Here is a 17468-nt window from a genome sequence, read left to right as displayed (position 1 = left end):
CCTCGTGCACCTCCTGGACGTGCAGGTCGATCTCCTGGATGTCCTTGGGGACCATGGACACGGCGATGAAGGAGACGATCGCGATGCCGGCGATGTAGACGCCGATCGTCCAGGACATCCCGGTCTCGTTGAGCAGCAGCTGCGCGATCATCGGGGCGAACGCGCCGCCGATGATGGAGCCGAACGCGTAGCCGATCGAGACGCCCGAGTAGCGCACGCGGGCCGGGAACATCTCGGCGTAGAGCGCCGACTGCGGGCCGTAGGACGGGCCGAGGCCCACGGTGAGGATCACGATGGCCAGGGCGAACAGCGGCAGGGACGCGGTGTCGAGCAGGAACCACATCGGCACGGCCCACAGGATGATGATGGCGTAGCCGATCTGGAAGGTGCGCACGCGCCCGATCTTGTCCGAGATCCAGCCGCCGAACATCGTGAAGACGAGCCACCCGAGGCCGCCGATCAGGGAGGCGATGAGGGTCTGCGACCGGGGCATGCCCAGCACGTTGGAGCCGTAGGAGGCGAAGAACGCGATCACGAGGTAGCCGGCGGCGTTGTTGGCGGCGAAGATCAGGGCCGCGAGGGTGACCGGCTTCTTGTGGTGCTTGACCAGCTGGCCCAGGGGCGCGGAGGACTCCTTCTTGCGCAGCTGCATCTCCTTGAAGACCGGGGACTCGTCGACCGTCTTGCGGATCAGGTAGCCGACCACGATCAGCACCACGGAGGACAGGAACGGGATGCGCCAGCCCCACGCCTGGAAGTCCTCGGGGGACATCATCGAGGTGAGGGCGAACATGAAGGACGTGGCCAGCAGCATGCCCAGCGGCACGCCGATCTGCGGGTAGGCGCCGAAGAGCCCGCGCTTGTTCCGCGGGGCGTGCTCGACGGACATCAGCGCCGCGCCGCCCCATTCACCGCCCGCCGAGAAGCCCTGCATGATGCGCAGGACCACCAGGAAGATCGGGGCCCAGATGCCGATCGTGGCGTAGGTGGGCAGCAGGCCGATCAGCATCGTCGCCGCGCCCATGCCCACGAGGGTCAGCACCAGGACGATCTTGCGGCCGTACTTGTCGCCGAGGTGGCCGGCGACCACCGCGCCGAGCGGGCGGAACAGGAAGCTGATGCCCAGGGAGGCCCACGCGACGACCTGGGCGAGGCCGGCGTTCTCCTGCCCGAGCGGCGCGAAGTACAGCGGGGCCAGGACGAAGGCCGCGGCCTGGGCGTAGATGAAGAAGTCGTACCACTCGATGGTGGTGCCCACGAGGGTGCCGGCGAGGACCTTGCGCTCCTCGCGGGACATCTCGTGCCGCCCGGCCGGGGCGGATGAAGTGTGGACCATGGGAGTCTCCTGTGTGGGCGGGGATGATGTCGGGCGCCTCGGCACCTCAACGGATGAAGGGGATGGAGCGACAACACGGCCTGTCACACCCCCGGGCCGAGAGCCCGAGCCCCGGGGCTGTCAGCTCACGGGGCATAAGGACAGACCGGCGGGGTCAGCAGCTGGATCGGATCGGAGTGTCGGGATTCGACCAGGGTCACCTCCAAGGCGTCGGTGGTGGGGAACATGGTCAGGGGTGGCCGGGACCGCTCAGGGAGTGAAGATCGGCGTCAGGAAGTCCGACAGCTCGGCGGTCGCGGTCAACGGCAGCACGTGGGCGACGTACTGGTCCGGACGGACCACCACCACCACGCCATCGCGGCTCAGGCCGTGGGCCGCGTAGATGTCATCGGCCGGGTCGATGCCCCACACCTTGTTGAGGTTGGAGATCTGGAACTTGCCGACCTTCGGTCGGAACACGGACGGAACCTTCATCAGTTCCACATCCTCGTGCGGCTGCTGGTAGACCACGTGCAGGTCGAACAGGGCGTCGAGGTCCTGGCCTGCCGGGGTGAACCGGCGCACCGGTGACTCCGCGGAGTCCATCCACTCGGCCCAGGCCCGCAGCGCCGAGTCCGGTGCGGAGGACACGGCGGCGTCGGCGAAGGCATAGATCCGCCACCGTCCGTCGGCGGTGTGCTGGTGGCCCAGGTGCTTCGGGTTGGTGTCGCAGACGCGCTTGACCGGGTGGGCCTTGAAGCGCTTGCCCAGGGGGAAGCCGGTGGCCAGCTCCTGGTGCGTAGCCTCGCCCCGGAGCAGGCTCACCGGGTACTCCGTCATGAAGCCGGCCGGGAACTCGGCGGTCTTCACGTAGAAGTCCTCCAGCGCGGTCGCGCTCTCCAGCTCCTCCGGCTTGGCGGCCATCATGGAGGACCACTCGCGGTCGAAGTCGATGAGGTCCTGGGCGATCTGCTGGCGTTCGGCGGTGTAGGTGGCCAGCAGCTTCTCCGGGGCCAGCCCGCTCAGCACGTGGCCCAGCTTCCAGCCGAGGTTGAAGGAGTCCTGGATGGAGACGTTCATGCCCTGGCCCGCCTTGGCGGAGTGGGTGTGGCAGGCGTCGCCGGCGATGAACACCCGCGGGCTGCGCTGCCCGACCTCCTCGGTGGGGACGTCGTCGAAGCGGTCCGTCACCCGGTGGCCGACTTCGTAGACGCTCCACCACGCCACGTTCTTCACGTCGACGGTGTAGGGCGAGACGATCTCGTTGGCCTGGCGAATGATCTCCTCCAGCGGGGTCTTGCGGACGGCGCCGGCGTCGTTCTGGTCCACCTCGCCGAGGTCCACGTACAGGCGGACCAGGAAGCCGCCCTCACGTGGGATGAGCAGGATTGATCCGTGCTTGGACTGGATGGCGCACTTGGTGCGGATGTCCGGGAAGTCGGTCTCGACCAGCACGTCCATGACGCCCCAGGCGTGGTAGGACACGGCACCGACGTGCTGGGCACCGATGTCCCGGCGGACCTTCGAGTGCGCACCGTCGCCCCCCAGCACGTACTTGGCGCGCACGACGCGCTCCTCCCCGGGGTTCACCCCGGCCTCGGCGCTCTCGCCGGTGCGCTTCAGGGTGACGGCGACGGGGTGCTCCCCCTCGCCGACCTCGAGCTTCACGAACTCCCAGCCGAAGTATGGTTCGGTCCGGGACGGGGCGTTCTTCGCGAAGCGGGCGAAGTAGTCCAGCACGCGCGCCTGGTTGACAATCAGGTGCGGGAACTCGCTGACACCCGTGGGGTCGTCCACAGCTCGCGCGGTCCGGGCGATGTGCTCCGGGTTGGCCGGGTCCGGCTTCCAGAAGATCATCTCGGTGAGGTCGTAGGCCTCGGCGATGATCTCCTGGGCGAAGCCGAACGCCTGGAACGTCTCGACGCTGCGGGCCTGGATGCCGTCGGCCTGACCGATCTCCAGCCGGTTCGGACGACGGTCCACGAGGCAGGTCATGACCTCCGGGAAGCTGGCCAGCTGGGCGGTGGCGGTCATGCCGGCGGGACCAGAGCCGACCACCAGCACGTCCATGACCTCCGGCAGGTCGGTGGAGCGGTCAATACCCACACCGGCGGCGGGCTGGATCCGGGGGTCCGTGGACACGTAGCCGTGGTGGTGGAACAGCATGGGGTCTCCTGGTGTGGTGAAAGGAAGGAACGACCAGTGTGTTCTATAATGGAACACACCGTTCTTTTATCGAACTCTTAGAGGCGATCATATACGTTGAGTGACCGCCCTCACAAGGCCCTGCGACGCCGCTCACGCTCCGATGCGATGAGGGCACCGTCGTTTCCGGGCCGGGACCCGTCAGACCTCCGGTGCCGTTCCGCGACCCGGCCTGGGGAACCTCGTCAGACCACCCACAGAAAGGGGCCACGGTGAACGCCCAGGGACATCCTCCTGCACAGGTGCCGGCAAGCAGGACGCCGGCCGCGCAGTCGACCGGGAACAAGAACGGCCGGGCGGCCGCGCCGGCAGCACCCTCGCAGACCCTTTCCCGGGGGGTGCGCATGCTCGAGCTGGTGGTCTCGGCGGAGGAGGCGCCCACGATCGCTGACGTGGCCGCGCAGCTTGGCGTCCACCGGTCGATCGCCTACCGGATCCTTGTCACCCTGGAGAGCCACGGCCTGCTGACCCGGGACTCCACCGGCCGGCTGATCGGCGCACCCGGGCTGGCGGTGCTCGCGCGGGGGGTGCAGCAGGACCTCCAGTCGGCATCCCTGCCGGAACTGACCGCACTGGCCAACGAACTGCAGATGAGCGCCTTCGTAGCGGTCTGGGGTCAGGAGGAGTGCATCACGCTGGTGACGGTGGAGCCCTCTCGCGGCCACGCCGTCACCCAGCGTCCGGGCACGCGCCACCCGCTGGACCGCGGCGCCCCCGGGCTCGCCGTGCAGGCGGGCATGGACCCGGACGAGCTCACCGAGCTGACGGGCGGCGTCCGCCCCCGCGCGGAGGTGGAGCAGACCCGGGAACGCGGATTCGCCGTCAGCAGCAACGAGGTGCTGGACGGGGTCTCCTCCGTGGCCGTTCCCCTCCGCGTTCCCGGCCACCTGCCGGCAGCACTGGCCGTCGTCTACGCCACCCGCCAGCTCGACGTCGAGGCGCTGGGCCGGCGGCTGGCGCACAGCGCCGGGCTGGTCGCCGCCCGCCTCGGGCAGCGACCAGCCCCGGCGGATCAGTAGGACCCGCGCGGCACCGTGCCCTGCCCCTGCTCCTCTCCTGCCGGAGCGCACCATGCGTCGGCGAGTTCCTCGGTCCCGCGGGCCAGCAGCGCGACGTCGGCGCCCACGTTGACGAAGTCGGCGCCGGCGTCGAGATAGTCCTGGGCCTGGGACGGCGCGAATGCGTTGACTCCCACGAACTTCCCCGCCTGCCGCACGGCGGCGATGACGTCCTTGACGGCGGCCACCACGTCCGGGTGGCCCTGCTGGCCGATCAGGCCCATGGAGGCGGCGAGGTCCGAGGGACCGATGAAGATGCCGTCCACCCCGTCCACCGCGGCGATCTGCGCGGCCGAGTCGACCGCGGCTGCGCTCTCGACCTGCACCACCAGGGTGACCAACTCGGCGGCGCGGGCGAGGTACTCGGGGACCCGGTTCCACCGGGCCGACCGGGCGAGTGCCGAGCCCACCCCGCGCACCCCGCGCGGCGGGTAATGCACGGCGCGCACGGCGGCCTCGGCGTCGGCGGCGCTGTTGACCATGGGCACCACCAGGGACTGCGCGCCCAGGTCCAGGTATTGCTTGACCAAGACCTCATCCAGTCCCGGGAGCCGGACCACCGGGATCGAGCCGTAGCCGGCCATGGCCCGCAGCTGGGACTGGATGGTCTCCAGGCCCAGCGGTGAGTGCTCGGCGTCGATCAGCAGGTAGTCCAGGCCGGCCGAGGCGCAGATCTCGGTCACGGTGGGATCTCCCGAGCTGACGAACATGCCGGCCGCCGGTCGCCCGCTGCGCTCTGCGCGGGCGTCCTCGGTGAACAGGTCCTTGAGGCTCGGCTGGGCCTCTAGTCGAATCGGCATGTGATGGTCCCTAACTCTCCGTAGTCGGCGTACACGGTGTCCCCGGCGTAGACCCACATGGGGCGGGTGAAGGACCCGGCGAGGATAATCTCCCCGGCCTCCAGCCGGTCCCCGTGGCCGGCGATCCGGTTCGCCAGCCAGTGCACCCCGTTGGCCGGGTGGTTGAGCACCCCGGAGGCCACCCCGGTCTCGATGATCTCCTGGTTGCGCCACAGCGCCCCGGCGACCCAGCGCAGGTCGACGGCGTCCGGGGCGACCGGTCGGCCCCCGATCACCATGGAGCCGAGCGCGGCGTTGTCCGAGATGGTGTCGGTGATGGTGCGGCCCTCCATCTCGATGCGCGAGTCCAGCACCTCGAGGGCCGGCACCACGTACTCCGTGGCGCGCAGCACGTCGAAGAGATTCACGCCGGGGCCGGCGAGGTCCTCCTTCAGGACGAAGGCCAGCTCCATCTCGATGCGCGGGTGGGTGTACCGCGCCCACTCGTAGACGTGGCCGGACTCGACCACCTGGTCGTCGAAGATCACCCCGTAGTCCGGCTCGTCGATGCCGGTGGCGTCCTGCATGGCCTTGGAGGTCAGACCGATCTTGTGCCCGGCCTTGGTGCGGCCGGCCTCCTCCTGCCGCTGCGCCCAGATCCTCTGCACCGCGTAGGAATCCTCGATCTCCATCTGCGGGTACCGCGCGGTCAGCCGCGGCACCGGCGTGCGGTCCAGTCCGGCCTGGTGCAGCTCATCGGCGATCTTCACATGGGTCTCGTGGTCCAGCATCGTCCCAGTCCCCCGCTCAGAGCTGGTTTCCGAGCTTGAAGCCCTTCGCGGCCTCGCCCTTGTAGCTGCCCGAGTCGTCACCGGGCCGGGTGTAGGAGAACCCGTCGGCGCCGACGGTCACCTCCATCTCAGAGTCCTCGGTGCGCTTCACGACCTCCTGCGGGTTGCCGTCCAGGTCCAGGACCAGGGAGGCCTCGGTGTACCAGGACGGGACGACCGGGTTGCCCCACCAGTCACGGCGCTGGTTGTCGTGCACGTCCCAGGTGACGACCGGGTTGTCCGGGTCGCCGGTGTAGTAATCCTGGGTGTAGATCTCGATCCGGTGGTCGTCCGGGTCGAGGATGTACAGGTAGAACGCGTTGGAGACGCCGTGGCGGCCGGGTCCGCGCTCGATGCGGTCGGAGATGCGCAGGGCGCCCATCTTGTCGCAGATCGCCAGGATGTTGTGCTTCTCGTGGGTGGCGAAGGCGACGTGGTGCATGCGCGGGCCGTCGCCGCCGGTCATGGCGGTGTCGTGCACGGTCGGCTTGCGGCGCATCCAGGCGGCGTAGGTGGTGCCCTCGTCGTCCTGGATGTCCTCGGTGACACGGAAGCCCAGGTCCTGCATGTACGCCACGGCGCGGGGCACGTCCGGGGTGACCTGGTTGAAGTGGTCCAGCCGGACCAGGGATCCGGGGGTGTACAGGTCGTAGCGCCAGGCCAGTCGCTCGACGTGCTCGACGTCGTGGAAGAACTCGTACGGGAAGCCCAGCGGGTCCTCAACGCGCACCGAGTCCCCGATGCCCTTGGTGAAGCCCTCCGCACGGCGCTCCACCCGGCAGCCGAGTTCCTCGTAGAAGGCCACGGCCCGGTCCAGGTCCTCGGGGGTGCGCACGCGGTAGGAGAAGGCGGCGACGGCGGCCACCGGGCCCTGGCGCAGCACGAGGTTGTGGTGGATGAACTCCTCCAGGGACCGCAGGTAGACGGTGTTCTCGTCCTCCTCGGTCACGGTCAGCCCCAGCACGTCCACGTAGAACTCCCGCGAACGCTGCAGGTCGGTGACCACGAGCTCCATGTAGGCGCAGCGCAGGATGTCCGGGGCGGGGGCCTGCGGTGTCGGGACGGGGTTGTCGGAATGGATCGGGGCTTCCTGCGAGACGTAGAAGCCGGAGGACGTCATCGTCCGGTCGTCGAGGTGGGTCATGGCTGTCCTTCGTGATGTGGGGTGAATGTCAGGAGGCGGGCAGGGTCAGGCCTGGAGTTCCTCGGCGGCCTGCTCCTGGCGGCCGAAGACCGGGTTGTGGACCTCGCCGAGGTTGATGTGCACGGCCTGCTGGTCGGTGTAGAAGTCGATCGAGCGGTAGCCGCCTTCGTGACCCAGTCCCGAGGCCTTGACGCCGCCGAAGGGGGTGCGCAGGTCGCGGACGTTGTTGGAGTTCAGCCACACCATGCCGGCCTCGACGTTCTGGGCGAAGTTGTGGGACCGCTTCAGATCGTTCGTCCAGATGTAGGCGGCCAGACCGTACTTGGTGTTGTTGGCCAGCGCCAGGGCCTCCTCGTCCGTGTCGAACGGGGTGATCGCCACGACGGGACCGAAGATCTCCTCCTGGAAGATCCGTGCGTCCGGGGCGACGTCGGCGAAGACGGTCGGCCGGATGAAGTTGCCCTCGGGGAACTCCTCGGGGCGGCCGCCGCCGGCGGTCAGACGAGCCTCGCCCTTGCCGATCTCCACGTAGGACATGACCTTCTCGAAGTGCTCGGGGTGCACCAGGGCACCGACCTCGGTGGTCTCCTCGTGCGGCAGCCCGACCCGCACGCGCTGGGCCTGGGCGGAGTAGCGGGCCACGAACTCGTCGTAGATGCCGCGCTGGACCAGGATGCGCGAGCCCGCGGTGCAGCGTTCGCCGTTGAGGGAGAAGACCCCGAAGATCGTCGCGTCGATCGCGGCGTCCAGGTCGGCGTCGTCGAAGACGACGGCGGGGGACTTGCCGCCCAGCTCCATGGACAGGCCCTTGAGGAACGGCGCGGCGTTGCTGAAGATGATCTGACCGGTGCGGGACTCGCCGGTGAAGGAGATCAACGGGACGTCCGGGTGCTTGACCAGGGAGTCGCCGGCGAAGCCCTCCTCACCGTAGCCGTGGACGATGTTGAACACACCGGCCGGCAGGCCGGCCTCCTCGAAGATGCCCGGCCACAGGGACGCGGACAGCGGGGTGAACTCGGCCGGCTTGAGCACCACGGTGTTGCCGGTGGCCAGCGCCGGTCCCAGCTTCCAGGACTCCAGCATGAACGGGGTGTTCCACGGGGTGATGAGCCCCGCCACGCCGATCGGCTTGCGGTTGACGTAGTTCACCTGGCGGCCGGGCACCTTGTAGGTGTCGTCGGCCTGGGCGACGATCAGGTCGGCGAAGAAGCGGAAGTTCTCGGCGGCGCGCTGAGCCTGGCCCAGCGCCTGCTTGATCGGCAGACCGGTGTCGAAGCACTCCATCTCGGCCAGGTCCTGGCCGCGGGACTCCACGATGTCGGCGATCCGGTGCAGCACCCGGGAACGTTCGCGCGGGAGCATGCCCGGCCACGGGCCGTTCTCGAAGGCGTCCTTGGCGGCAGCGACGGCGGCGTCGATGTCGGCGACCTTGCCGGAGGCGGCCTTGATGTAGGACTGGTTGGTGACCGGGTCCAGCACGTCGAAGGTGTCGCCGTCGATCGAGTCGACGTGCTCGCCGTTGATGTAGTGCTGGATCTTCTCCGGCAGGTGGGCCGGAACCCAGCGCTGTGCGGTGTCGGTGGTGGTCTCGGTGCTCATGGGGTGTCCTTTCGGCGTGCAGAGTCCTGAGGTGTGGTTCGCGATGCCAGGTAGGCGTCGAGCGTGTTGAGACGGTGTTGTCTCGCGGCGGCCTCGACGGCTTCGAAGGGCGCGCCCTCGGCGATGAGGTCCAGCAGGTGGTCGTGCTCGCCCACGGAGGCATGGGCCCGGCCGGGGACGTAGGCGAAGGTGGAGGAGCGCAGGGCGGCCAGCCGGTTCCAGCCGCGGTGCACCAGATCGAGGATGTGTGCGTTCTGGTGATGCTCGTAGAGCGTGGAGTGGAACTGCTTGTTCAGCGTGGTGAACTGCACCGGGTCGAACTCCTCCAGCACCCGGCGCATCTGATCGTTGATCTCCCGGGCCCGTTGCAGTTCGGCTCCGGTGACCAGTGGCGCGCACTGGGCGGTGGAGAACCCCTCGACCAGCGCCAGGGTCTCCATGGTGTTCCGGTACTCCACGGGGTCGATGCCCACCACGGTGGCACCGACATTGCGCTCATAGGCCACCAGCCCGTCCTGCTGAAGCATTCGCACGGCCTCGCGCACCGGCACCACGGACATCTTCAGCTCGGCGGCCAGCTGAGCCAGCACTAGGCGGCTGCCCGGGGCGAAGCGGCCCTGCTGGACCCCCTCGAGGATGGCCTGGTAGGCCATTTCCGCCTTGGACAGAATGACCTCGACGCTCACGGGGTGTCCTGCCCGGCGCGCAGCTGCTGGTGCTCCTGGTACTTGCGCTTCCACTCGGCGTTGGGCGGGAACAGCCCGTCCACCGGGTGGCCCTCGGCCACCCGGTCGTACACCCAGGCGTCCTGCTGCTCCTGCTCCCAGGCGTCGGCGATCACCTCGGTCAGCAGCTGCGGGGGGACGACCACGACGCCGTCGTCGTCGCCGATGACGATGTCGCCCGGCTGGACGGTGGTCCCGCCGCAGGCCACCGTGCCGCCGACCTCCCAGGGGATGTGGCGGCGGCCGAGCACAGCCGGGTGGACGCCGTTGGAGTAGACCTGGATACCGACCTCGGCGACAGCGGCACTGTCCCGCACACCTCCGTCGGTGATTACCGCGTTGGCACCACGCACCCTGGCGCGCAGGGCGAGGACGTCGCCGAGGGTGCCGGTTCCCTTCTCACCGCGGGCCTCCATGACCACCACGTCGTCCGGCTGCACCGTGTCCATGGCGCGCTTCTGGGCGTTGAACCCGCCGCCGAAGGCCTTGAACAGGTCCTCCCGGTTGGGCACGTAGCGCAGCGTCTTGGCGTAGCCGAGGATGCGGCGGCCGGGATGGGTGGGCCGCACGCCGTCGATCGTGGCGTTGTCGATCCCCCGCTTGCGCAGCTGCGCGGTGATGGTGGCCACGGCCGTCTCGTTGATCTTCGCCCTGAGCTCGTCGGTGAGCAGGGTGCGGTCGGGGGCCGGGGAGGCGGGCACGTAGTGGTACGGCTCGGCGTCCGCCGCGGCGGGCGGTAGCATGGCGGCCTCGCGCGAACCCCAGGCCTCCTCCCGCTGCGTGTCATCCACCTGCGGGCCGTGTCCGTACGGGGCCATCGGCTCCTCGCCAGCCACCACGCGGGTGACCAGCCGTCCGCTGGAGGGAGCCCCGGGCGCCTCGGGCGCGTCCACCTCGACCTCGACGACGTCGCCCGGCTGGGCCACAGAGGAGCCGGCCGGGGTGCCCGTCAGGATGACGTCGCCCTCCTCCAGCGTCATGAGCTGGGACAGGTCCGCCACGAGCTGGCCGAAGGGGAAGACCAGCGCCTCGGTGCTGTCGTCCTGGACGAGATCCCCGTTGACCCAGGTCCGAATGCGCAGCGCAGCCGGATCGAGCCCAGCGGCCGGGATGACGTCCGGGCCCAGCGGGGTATAGCCGTCCCCGGACTTGTTCTTGACGTTGGAGCCCTTGTCAGCATGGCGCAGGTCGTACAGACCCCAGTCGTTGGCGGCGGTGACGCCGGAGACCTTGGACCAGCCCTCCTCCGGGCGCACACGGCGGCACGTCTGCCCGATGACCAGGGCGATCTCGCCCTCGTAGGCCAGCAGCTCGGTGCCGGCCGGGCGCTCGATCGTGGCGCCGGTCCGGGCGATGGAGGTCCCTGCCTTGAGGAAGTAGCCCGGGAACTTCGGGGAGCGGCCCCGCTGGGCGATGCGGGAGGGGTAGTTCAGGTGCAGGGCGATGACCTTTCCGGGACGGTGCGCCCGATCGGTGAAGTCAACGGGCCCGGTCGCCCCGGGAGGAGCCGGTGTCGTCTCTGCCATGCCGTCCTGCCTTCGTGGTCGTCGGAGGTGGCCCAGGTTCAGCACGTCCAACAGTGTGCCCCAGGTCTCTTGAGCAGGATCGTATCTGATACGAAGTGGTTGGCGCCACCCCAAGCGGGACTCAGTACTGCAACGACAGATTATGACCAGCCGAGAGGTCTGGTACTTGGTGGTGTGTGCAGGCTCAAATGGTGCAGCAGTGGGCACAGTGCAGCAGTGGGCAGGCGCCTTTCCGGCGTTCTGCGGACGGTTCGCCGCACGGTTTCCGCGGGTGGAATCACGCCGACGGATGGCCGGCTATGTGCGCGGGCTCCTCGGGGAGCTCGAGCGCAAGAGCGGCTGGAGCTTGGCCGAGGCCGCCGGCGACACCGGCCCGGAAGGCATGCAGCGGCTGTTGAACTCCTACTCCTGGGACACCGACGGGCTGCGCGATGATGTGCGCGCGGTGGTGATCGAGGCGATTGGGGACCGGCAGGCCGGAGTGTTGATCGTGGACGAGACGGGCTTCCTGAAAAAGGGAACCCGCTCGGCCGGGGTCGCCCGGCAGTACTCCGGGACTGCGGGAAGGATCGAGAACTGCCAGATCGGGGTGTTCCTGACCTATGCCTCCGGATGTGGCCGGGCGCTGATCGACCGGGAGCTGTACCTGCCCAGGGCCTGGACCGAGGACCGGGCACGGTGTGCGGCAGCTGAGATTCCGGAGGGCCGGGATTTCGCGACCAAGTCGCAACTGGCGCAGGCGATGATCGAGCGCGCCCTGCAGGCGCGGGTGCCTTTCGCCTGGGTCACCGGTGATGAGGCCTACGGCCAGGTCGGGGCGCTGCGGCTGTGGCTGGAACTCCACGGGGTGGCCCACGCGCTGGCGGTACCCAAGTCCCAGGCGGTGATCTCGATGGAATTGCGCCAGCGCCGGGCGCACACGGTGATCGCCGAGGTGGCCCCGGAGGCCTGGCAGCGGCTCAGTTGCGGGGATGGGGCCCACGGGCGCCGGCTCTACGACTGGGCGGTAGTGGACATCCGCCCGCTGCGGGATCCACGCTACGGGCACTGGTTGCTGGCGCGGCGATCGATCAGCGACCCGGCCAAGATCGCCTACTACCTCTGCTTCGGTCCCGCCGGCACTGCGATCTCGGAGTTGGTGCGGGTGGCCGGGAGCCGGTAAACGATCGAGGAGTGCTTCCAGACGGCCAAGAACGAGACCGGCCTGGACCACTACCAGGTCCGCGACTACACCGCCTGGTACCGGCACATCACCTTGTCCATGGCCGCGGCCGCGTTCTTGGTCCTGATCCACCAGGACGCGAAAAAGGGGGCCCGCCCGCGGGGCCGAACCCGGGTTGATGCCGTTGACGATCCACGAGATCCGGCGGTTGTCCAACCGGATCGCCCACCCCGTTCGCCACCTGCCCGAGCACACCTGGTACTGGTCCTCCTGGCGACGAACATGCCAAGCTCGTGCCCGTGCCAGCCACTACAAACGCAGAGGTCACGATCTGTCGTTGCAGTACTAATTGGCCATATGTAAAGCAATGGTTTGCGTACCATGCCAAATGCATCAGAGGTCCCTGCCCACAGCATCCCTCCATCTATGGAGGAAAAACGAGAGAGGCCCTGGCTCTGCGTCTTCGATGGCTTGGTCGATCCATGGAACTGACCTGTCATGACGCAGAGGAGCCAGCCTCCGACAGCGCCGGATGGAGGTCGTAACGGGCGATCCGTTTTTCGAGACGTTTAGGACGTGGGACGTCTGCAGCACGGTCCAGCTCGATGCTGATCGCACGCACCATGGCTTGGCAGAACGTCCGGTCGGTGAGGGGGCCCGTCCCCATGGGCACGGGACCTTCGGGCACGACGGTGTCCACCGCTCCGAGGTCGAGGAGGTCCCGGGTGGACACGCGTTGGGCCTGGGCCATGGTCGGGGCGTGGTCGAGGTCGCGGTGGACGATGGCGCTGGCTCCTTCGGGGGGCAGCGGGGCGAGCCAGGCGTGCTCGGCCGCCACGGTCCGATCAGCGGGGAGCAGAGCCAGGGCTGCCCCTCCGGTTCCCTGCCCAAGCAGGACGGAGACGATCGGCACACCAAGTCCTACGAGGTCCGATAGGCACCGGGCGATCTCCCCAGCCAAGGCGCCCTTCTCCGCCGACGGGGAGAGTTCGGCGCCGGCGGTGTCGATGACGGTGACTAGGGGCAGACCCAGATCCTGGGCCAGACGCATGCCTCTGCGGGCGGTACGCAGAGCGGCCGGTCCGGGGCCGGGGCCCTCGTGCTCGGCCTGCCGGTCGTGGCCGACCACCACGCACCCGCGCCCATCGATGACGACCAGCCCGATGATAACGTGCGGGTCCGACTCCCCCTCAGTAGTTCCGGAGAGCAGGACGTGGTCACCGGCCCCGGCGGCGAGCAGTTGTCGAATGCCCGGACGTTCCGGGAGGCGTGTCCGGATGATCGACTCCCACACGGGGGTGGGCGGCGGCAGCTGGGCGCGTCCTCGGTCGCTCCGGGTCACGGTACCCCCGGTCGAGGTCCTTCCGGCCGAGACCACGTCCAGCACCCCGGTGACGAAGGAACCCAGTTCCTGGAGGGACACGATCGTGTCGAGGATGCCGTGGGCCTGCAGGTTCTCCGCGCTCTGAATCCCGGGCGGGAAGTCCTGCCCGTGCAGGGCTTGGTAGACCCTCGGTCCGAGGAACCCGAGGAGGGCCTCCGGTTCGGCCGCCGTAATGTGGCCCAGACTCCCCCAGGAGGCCATGACCCCGCCGGTGGTGGGGTGGCGCAGATGGACCAGGTAGGGCAGGCCTGCGTCCTTGTGGGCGCGCACGGCCGCGGTGATGCGCACCATGGCGAGGAAGGCCGGGGTGCCCTCCTGCATCCGCGTACCACCCGAAGCGGGGCAGGCCAGCACGGGCAGTCCTTCGGCGGTGGCCCGTTCCAGGGCCTGTACCACTCGTGCGGCGGCGGCCCGGCCGATCGACCCGGCCAGGAAGCCAAACTCCGAGACGATCAACGCCACCCGGTGCCCGCCGATGACCCCGACACCGGTGATCACCGCCTCGTCAGCCCCACTGCGTCCGGCAGCCTGTTCCAGTTCCGCGCGGTACCCCGGCTCGTATGCCTCCAGGTCCACAGGGTGGTCCCAGGACTCGTAGCTCCCTGGCTGGGCCAGCTCCCAGATGAGCTCGAGGGCTCCGAGCCGGCGGCTGCGTGCTCGGGTGGGCGTGGTCGTGGCGCTCATCGGCCGACCTCCACGGGATGCTGGGAGGTCACCCGGTTCCGGATGTCGATCCCGTGCTGGTCCAGGGTGGGCGGGGACGCATGGTCCCGCCTGGTGGTCTCGACCCCGTGGGCCGGGTCGAAAAAGCGCAGCGGCGGGCCCGGCAACCGCACCGGTCCCAGGACCGGGTGGTCGACCTCGATCAGCAGGCCTTGGGAGTGGACCTGGTCCCAGGCGTAGACCTCGTCCATGGAGCGCACCCGGCCGGCCGGGATCCCGATTTGCTCCAGCCGTTCCAGGAGCTCGTTGGGAGTGTAGGCGGAGAACGCTTCCTCGATCGCCGAGATCAACTCCGGCCGGCACTGGACCCTCTGGCGGTTGGTGTCGAAGCCAGTAAGGGTGTCGAGGCCGAAGGCGGCACTGAAGGACGCCCACAGTTTTTCGCTGCCCACGCTGATCTGCACGTGTCCACCCCGGCAGGAGAACAGCCCGTACGGGGCGATGGAGGGGTGGTGGTTGCCCTGGGCTGCCGGGGCCTCCCCGGCGACCGTGCACCGGGTGCCCTGGAAGGCGTGCACCCCGATGACCGAGGCCAGCAACGAGGTCCGCACCACCTGGCCCCGGCCCGTGGTCTCGCGCTCGTGCAGTGCCGCCAGCACCCCGTAGGCCCCGTACATTCCCGCCAGCAGGTCCGCGATCGGCACACCCACCCGTTGCGGGTGCTCGGGGTCGGGTCCGGTCAACGACATCAGCCCGGCCTCGCCCTGGAGGATCTGGTCGTAGCCGCTGCGGTGAGCCTCCGGGCCGTCGTGGCCGAACCCGGAGATCGAGAGCACGATCAGAGACCGGTTGAGTTCGTGCAACCGCTCGGCGGAGAACCCCAGGCGCTCCAGGACCCCAGGACGGAAGTTCTCCACCAGGACATCGGCCTCCCGCACCAACCCGGCGAGCACCTCGGCGCCCTCGGCCGACTTGAGGTCCAGGACCACCGACTCCTTGTTCCGATTGCAGGACAGGAAGTATGTGGACTGCTGGTCCTCGGCAGGGCCCACGAACGGGGGCCCCCACCCACGGGTGTCGTCGCCGGTCGCCGATTCCACCTTGACGACCCGCGCCCCCAAATCGGCCAGCATCATGGTCGCGTGCGGCCCCGCCAGTGCCCGGCTGAGGTCGACCACCAGCAGCCCGGCCAGAGGCCCCGGGGTCGGGTTGTGAGGTGCATGGGGTGCTGTGGTCATGCTGGCTTCCTTTCTTCGGTGTCCGGTCGCGACCGGGTCGAGGGGGCGATTGCCCGGGTGCCTGTGACGGGGCGTCTCTCCGCGCGCTCTTCGACGCACGACAGGACGATGTCGAGCTTCCAGGGGTGCGGCTCGGGAGCACTCGAGGTACGGACCTCGACAGGGATGGTCCGGTGCACGGGGGCTCGGCCCCTGGTCAGCGGACCTCCTGGTCGGCGGGGGCGGTTCCGGAGGACTCGTCGTGCTCATCGCGGGCGGGCCGGTCGGTGCGGCTGCCCAGGATCCACGCCAGGGCGATGGTCAGGGCCACGGCCACGGCGGTGGTGTACATCCCGACCACGGGGACCACAGGGACGACGACGAGCGCGAGGATCAGAGCGACCCCCAGTGCGATCGCGGTGGTCCGCGGTTGTCTCATGGTTGCGACGGCCTGCACGAGAACGGCCCCCGCGATGGCGGGCAGGATGTACAGGCGTGCCACCTCCATGACCTGTGGCGGTACGTGGGCCAGCAGCCAGGTGCCGAGGAGCCCGACGAAGACCAGCAGCGAGGTGAGGTGCACCAAGGCTGCCCCGCAGATCGCCATGACCGCGGAGAGGTCGGCTTTTTTCGTGCCGGGGCGTACCCCGATCGAGTCCTGGGCGACGACGGCCGCCGGGAGCAGTTTGTTGGAGATGTTGCCGATCATAAAGGCCTGGTACATGGCGGCCTGTCCCAGGATCGGGAAGTAGGTCAGGGGTTCGACGACGGCGAAGATGAGGAACGTCGCGGCAACGGCTGCGTAGGCCGTCAGGACGTGGGTGAGGGTCACCCCCAGGTCTGCTATGAACACCAGGTACATGGGGCCCGCAAGTGAGAGGGCCAGCCCCAGGAGCATGGTGATCCGCCCCCAGGTGGAGGTCGTCCGGTCGAAGGCTTCCATGCCAGTGACCGCGGTCGCAGTGCTCATGATGTGGGTCCTTTCTCGAGGATTCAGGCGGTGTGGGCGATGAAGGCGACGGTGAGACCCACGAAGATCGCGATGCCTAGCGCCCATTCCTTCAGCCAGTGCGCGTGGAGCCGGCGGGCGAGCAGGAGCAGTCCGCCCATCACCGCGGCGGAGACGAGCACGGTCACGGCGTGCACCCCGGACTTCGGGAGTTCCGTGACGGCGATCATGCTGAACGCGCCCAGCAGTGCGGCGCCCGGGATGATGAGCATGACCGCCGGATTCACCTGTGAGAGCTTGTTCCCGCCCCGCTTGAGAACGGGTGTGAGTAGCAAGGTGGCGAGCATCCACATGCCACCGCTGATGCTCATGGCGATGAAGGCCACGGCGAAGACCTGCTGGGTGTAATCGGGACCGCCCAGGGTGGCGCCCATCGTGGAGGACGCGATGCTCGCCGAGGCCGTTTCCGCGGCGGCCGAGCCGATGAGCCCGATCCGCATCAGCACGGCAGGGGTCCCGAAGAGCGCAAGCAGGGCGATGGCCACGAGCACCACTGCCATCGACGGGCCGATGGAGGCCACGGCTCCGGCACGCAGTGAGCGGTTGAGCTCACGCGTGCTCATGCTGATGGAGGGCGCCGCCCTGCGGGCGGCCTTCACGTAGATGAGTGACTGCACCGCGATGACCGCGAAGACCCCGAGGGCGCACAGCCACAGGAACGGGGAGTTCGCCACCGCGAGAATATCGGTCGAAGAACTGGCAGCTCGGACAACAGTGGGCGGAACATCCATGAGGGGACACCTTTCCGGCGGATCGTTCAGCGTGTGATGTGGCTAACAGGTGGCGCGAAGGCTTAGCGACAACCTTCGTCATATCGCGCTCTGACGACAATGGATGGCGGAATCGGTCGAA

At 68.9% G+C, this 17468-nt stretch carries 13 protein-coding genes and 1 pseudogene; 2 read left to right on the top strand and 12 right to left on the bottom strand.

What is annotated here, in order from left to right:
* Together ACH9D2_RS07300 and ACH9D2_RS07295 are read right to left on the bottom strand one after the other, a co-directional pair.
* A partial coding sequence (locus tag ACH9D2_RS07300) for an MFS transporter (protein ID WP_396362175.1) occupies positions 1-1336 on the bottom strand: 1336 nt, incomplete at its 3' end.
* Between the two features lie 249 nt (positions 1337-1585).
* A complete protein-coding gene (locus tag ACH9D2_RS07295; protein WP_396362174.1) occupies positions 1586-3481 on the bottom strand; it encodes an FAD-binding monooxygenase in 1896 nt (631 codons plus the stop codon).
* Between the two features lie 281 nt (positions 3482-3762).
* On the opposite strand from ACH9D2_RS07295, the gene ACH9D2_RS07290 reads away from it, so the two are divergent.
* Positions 3763-4539, top strand: a complete 777-nt coding sequence (locus ACH9D2_RS07290; RefSeq protein WP_396362177.1) for a helix-turn-helix domain-containing protein — start codon at positions 3763-3765, stop codon at positions 4537-4539.
* On the opposite strand, the gene ACH9D2_RS07285 is transcribed toward ACH9D2_RS07290, so the two are convergent.
* The 6 genes from ACH9D2_RS07285 to ACH9D2_RS07260 are packed head-to-tail and all read right to left on the bottom strand — an operon-like array spanning position 4533 to position 11181.
* The gene (locus tag ACH9D2_RS07285) at positions 4533-5378 is read right to left on the bottom strand and encodes an aldolase/citrate lyase family protein (protein WP_396362173.1); all 846 of its coding nucleotides are present in this window, start codon (positions 5376-5378) and stop codon (positions 4533-4535) included. The genes ACH9D2_RS07290 and ACH9D2_RS07285 overlap by 7 nt on opposite strands.
* Positions 5363-6148, bottom strand: a complete 786-nt coding sequence (locus tag ACH9D2_RS07280; RefSeq protein ID WP_396362172.1) for a fumarylacetoacetate hydrolase family protein — start codon at positions 6146-6148, stop codon at positions 5363-5365. The genes ACH9D2_RS07285 and ACH9D2_RS07280 overlap by 16 nt, the downstream gene beginning before the upstream one ends.
* 16 nt (positions 6149-6164) lie before the next feature.
* A complete protein-coding gene (gene hpaD / locus ACH9D2_RS07275) occupies positions 6165-7331 on the bottom strand; it encodes a 3,4-dihydroxyphenylacetate 2,3-dioxygenase (RefSeq protein ID WP_396362171.1) in 1167 nt (388 codons plus the stop codon).
* Positions 7332-7376: 45 nt separating this feature from the next.
* Entirely contained in the window at positions 7377-8930 is a 1554-nt protein-coding gene (gene hpaE, locus ACH9D2_RS07270) for a 5-carboxymethyl-2-hydroxymuconate semialdehyde dehydrogenase (RefSeq protein WP_396362170.1), read from the bottom strand.
* Positions 8927-9583 (bottom strand): FCD domain-containing protein, encoded by a 657-nt coding sequence (locus ACH9D2_RS07265; protein WP_396362176.1) that lies wholly within the window; start codon positions 9581-9583, stop codon positions 8927-8929. Before ACH9D2_RS07265 ends, hpaE begins: the two co-directional genes overlap by 4 nt.
* A gap of 29 nt (positions 9584-9612) precedes the next feature.
* Positions 9613-11181, bottom strand: a complete 1569-nt coding sequence (locus ACH9D2_RS07260; RefSeq protein WP_396362169.1) for a fumarylacetoacetate hydrolase family protein — start codon at positions 11179-11181, stop codon at positions 9613-9615.
* A gap of 142 nt (positions 11182-11323) precedes the next feature.
* On the opposite strand from ACH9D2_RS07260, the pseudogene ACH9D2_RS07255 reads away from it, so the two are divergent.
* Positions 11324-12706 (top strand): annotated as a pseudogene (locus tag ACH9D2_RS07255) (IS701 family transposase).
* Between the two features lie 133 nt (positions 12707-12839).
* Here ACH9D2_RS07255 and ACH9D2_RS07250 read toward each other — a convergent pair.
* From ACH9D2_RS07250 to ACH9D2_RS07235, 4 genes are all read right to left on the bottom strand, one after another.
* The gene (locus ACH9D2_RS07250) at positions 12840-14411 is read right to left on the bottom strand and encodes a carboxyl transferase domain-containing protein (RefSeq protein WP_396362168.1); all 1572 of its coding nucleotides are present in this window, start codon (positions 14409-14411) and stop codon (positions 12840-12842) included.
* Positions 14408-15628, bottom strand: coding sequence for a CoA transferase (locus ACH9D2_RS07245; RefSeq protein WP_396362167.1), 1221 nt, complete (start codon positions 15626-15628; stop codon positions 14408-14410). The genes ACH9D2_RS07250 and ACH9D2_RS07245 overlap by 4 nt, the downstream gene beginning before the upstream one ends.
* 196 nt (positions 15629-15824) lie before the next feature.
* Entirely contained in the window at positions 15825-16577 is a 753-nt protein-coding gene (locus ACH9D2_RS07240) for a hypothetical protein (RefSeq protein WP_396362166.1), read from the bottom strand.
* A 23-nt stretch (positions 16578-16600) separates the two neighbouring features.
* On the bottom strand, positions 16601-17347 hold the full coding sequence (locus ACH9D2_RS07235) for a DUF5058 family protein (protein ID WP_396362165.1): 747 nt from the start codon (positions 17345-17347) through the stop codon (positions 16601-16603).
* Positions 17348-17468: the final 121 nt, after the last annotated feature.

Origin of the sequence: Kocuria rhizosphaericola (assembly GCF_044462205.1) — a bacterium.
Lineage (GTDB): Bacteria > Actinomycetota > Actinomycetes > Actinomycetales > Micrococcaceae > Kocuria > Kocuria rhizosphaericola.
The sequence above is the reverse complement of the archived record's forward strand: the minus strand, read 5'-3'. Positions and strand labels throughout refer to the sequence as shown.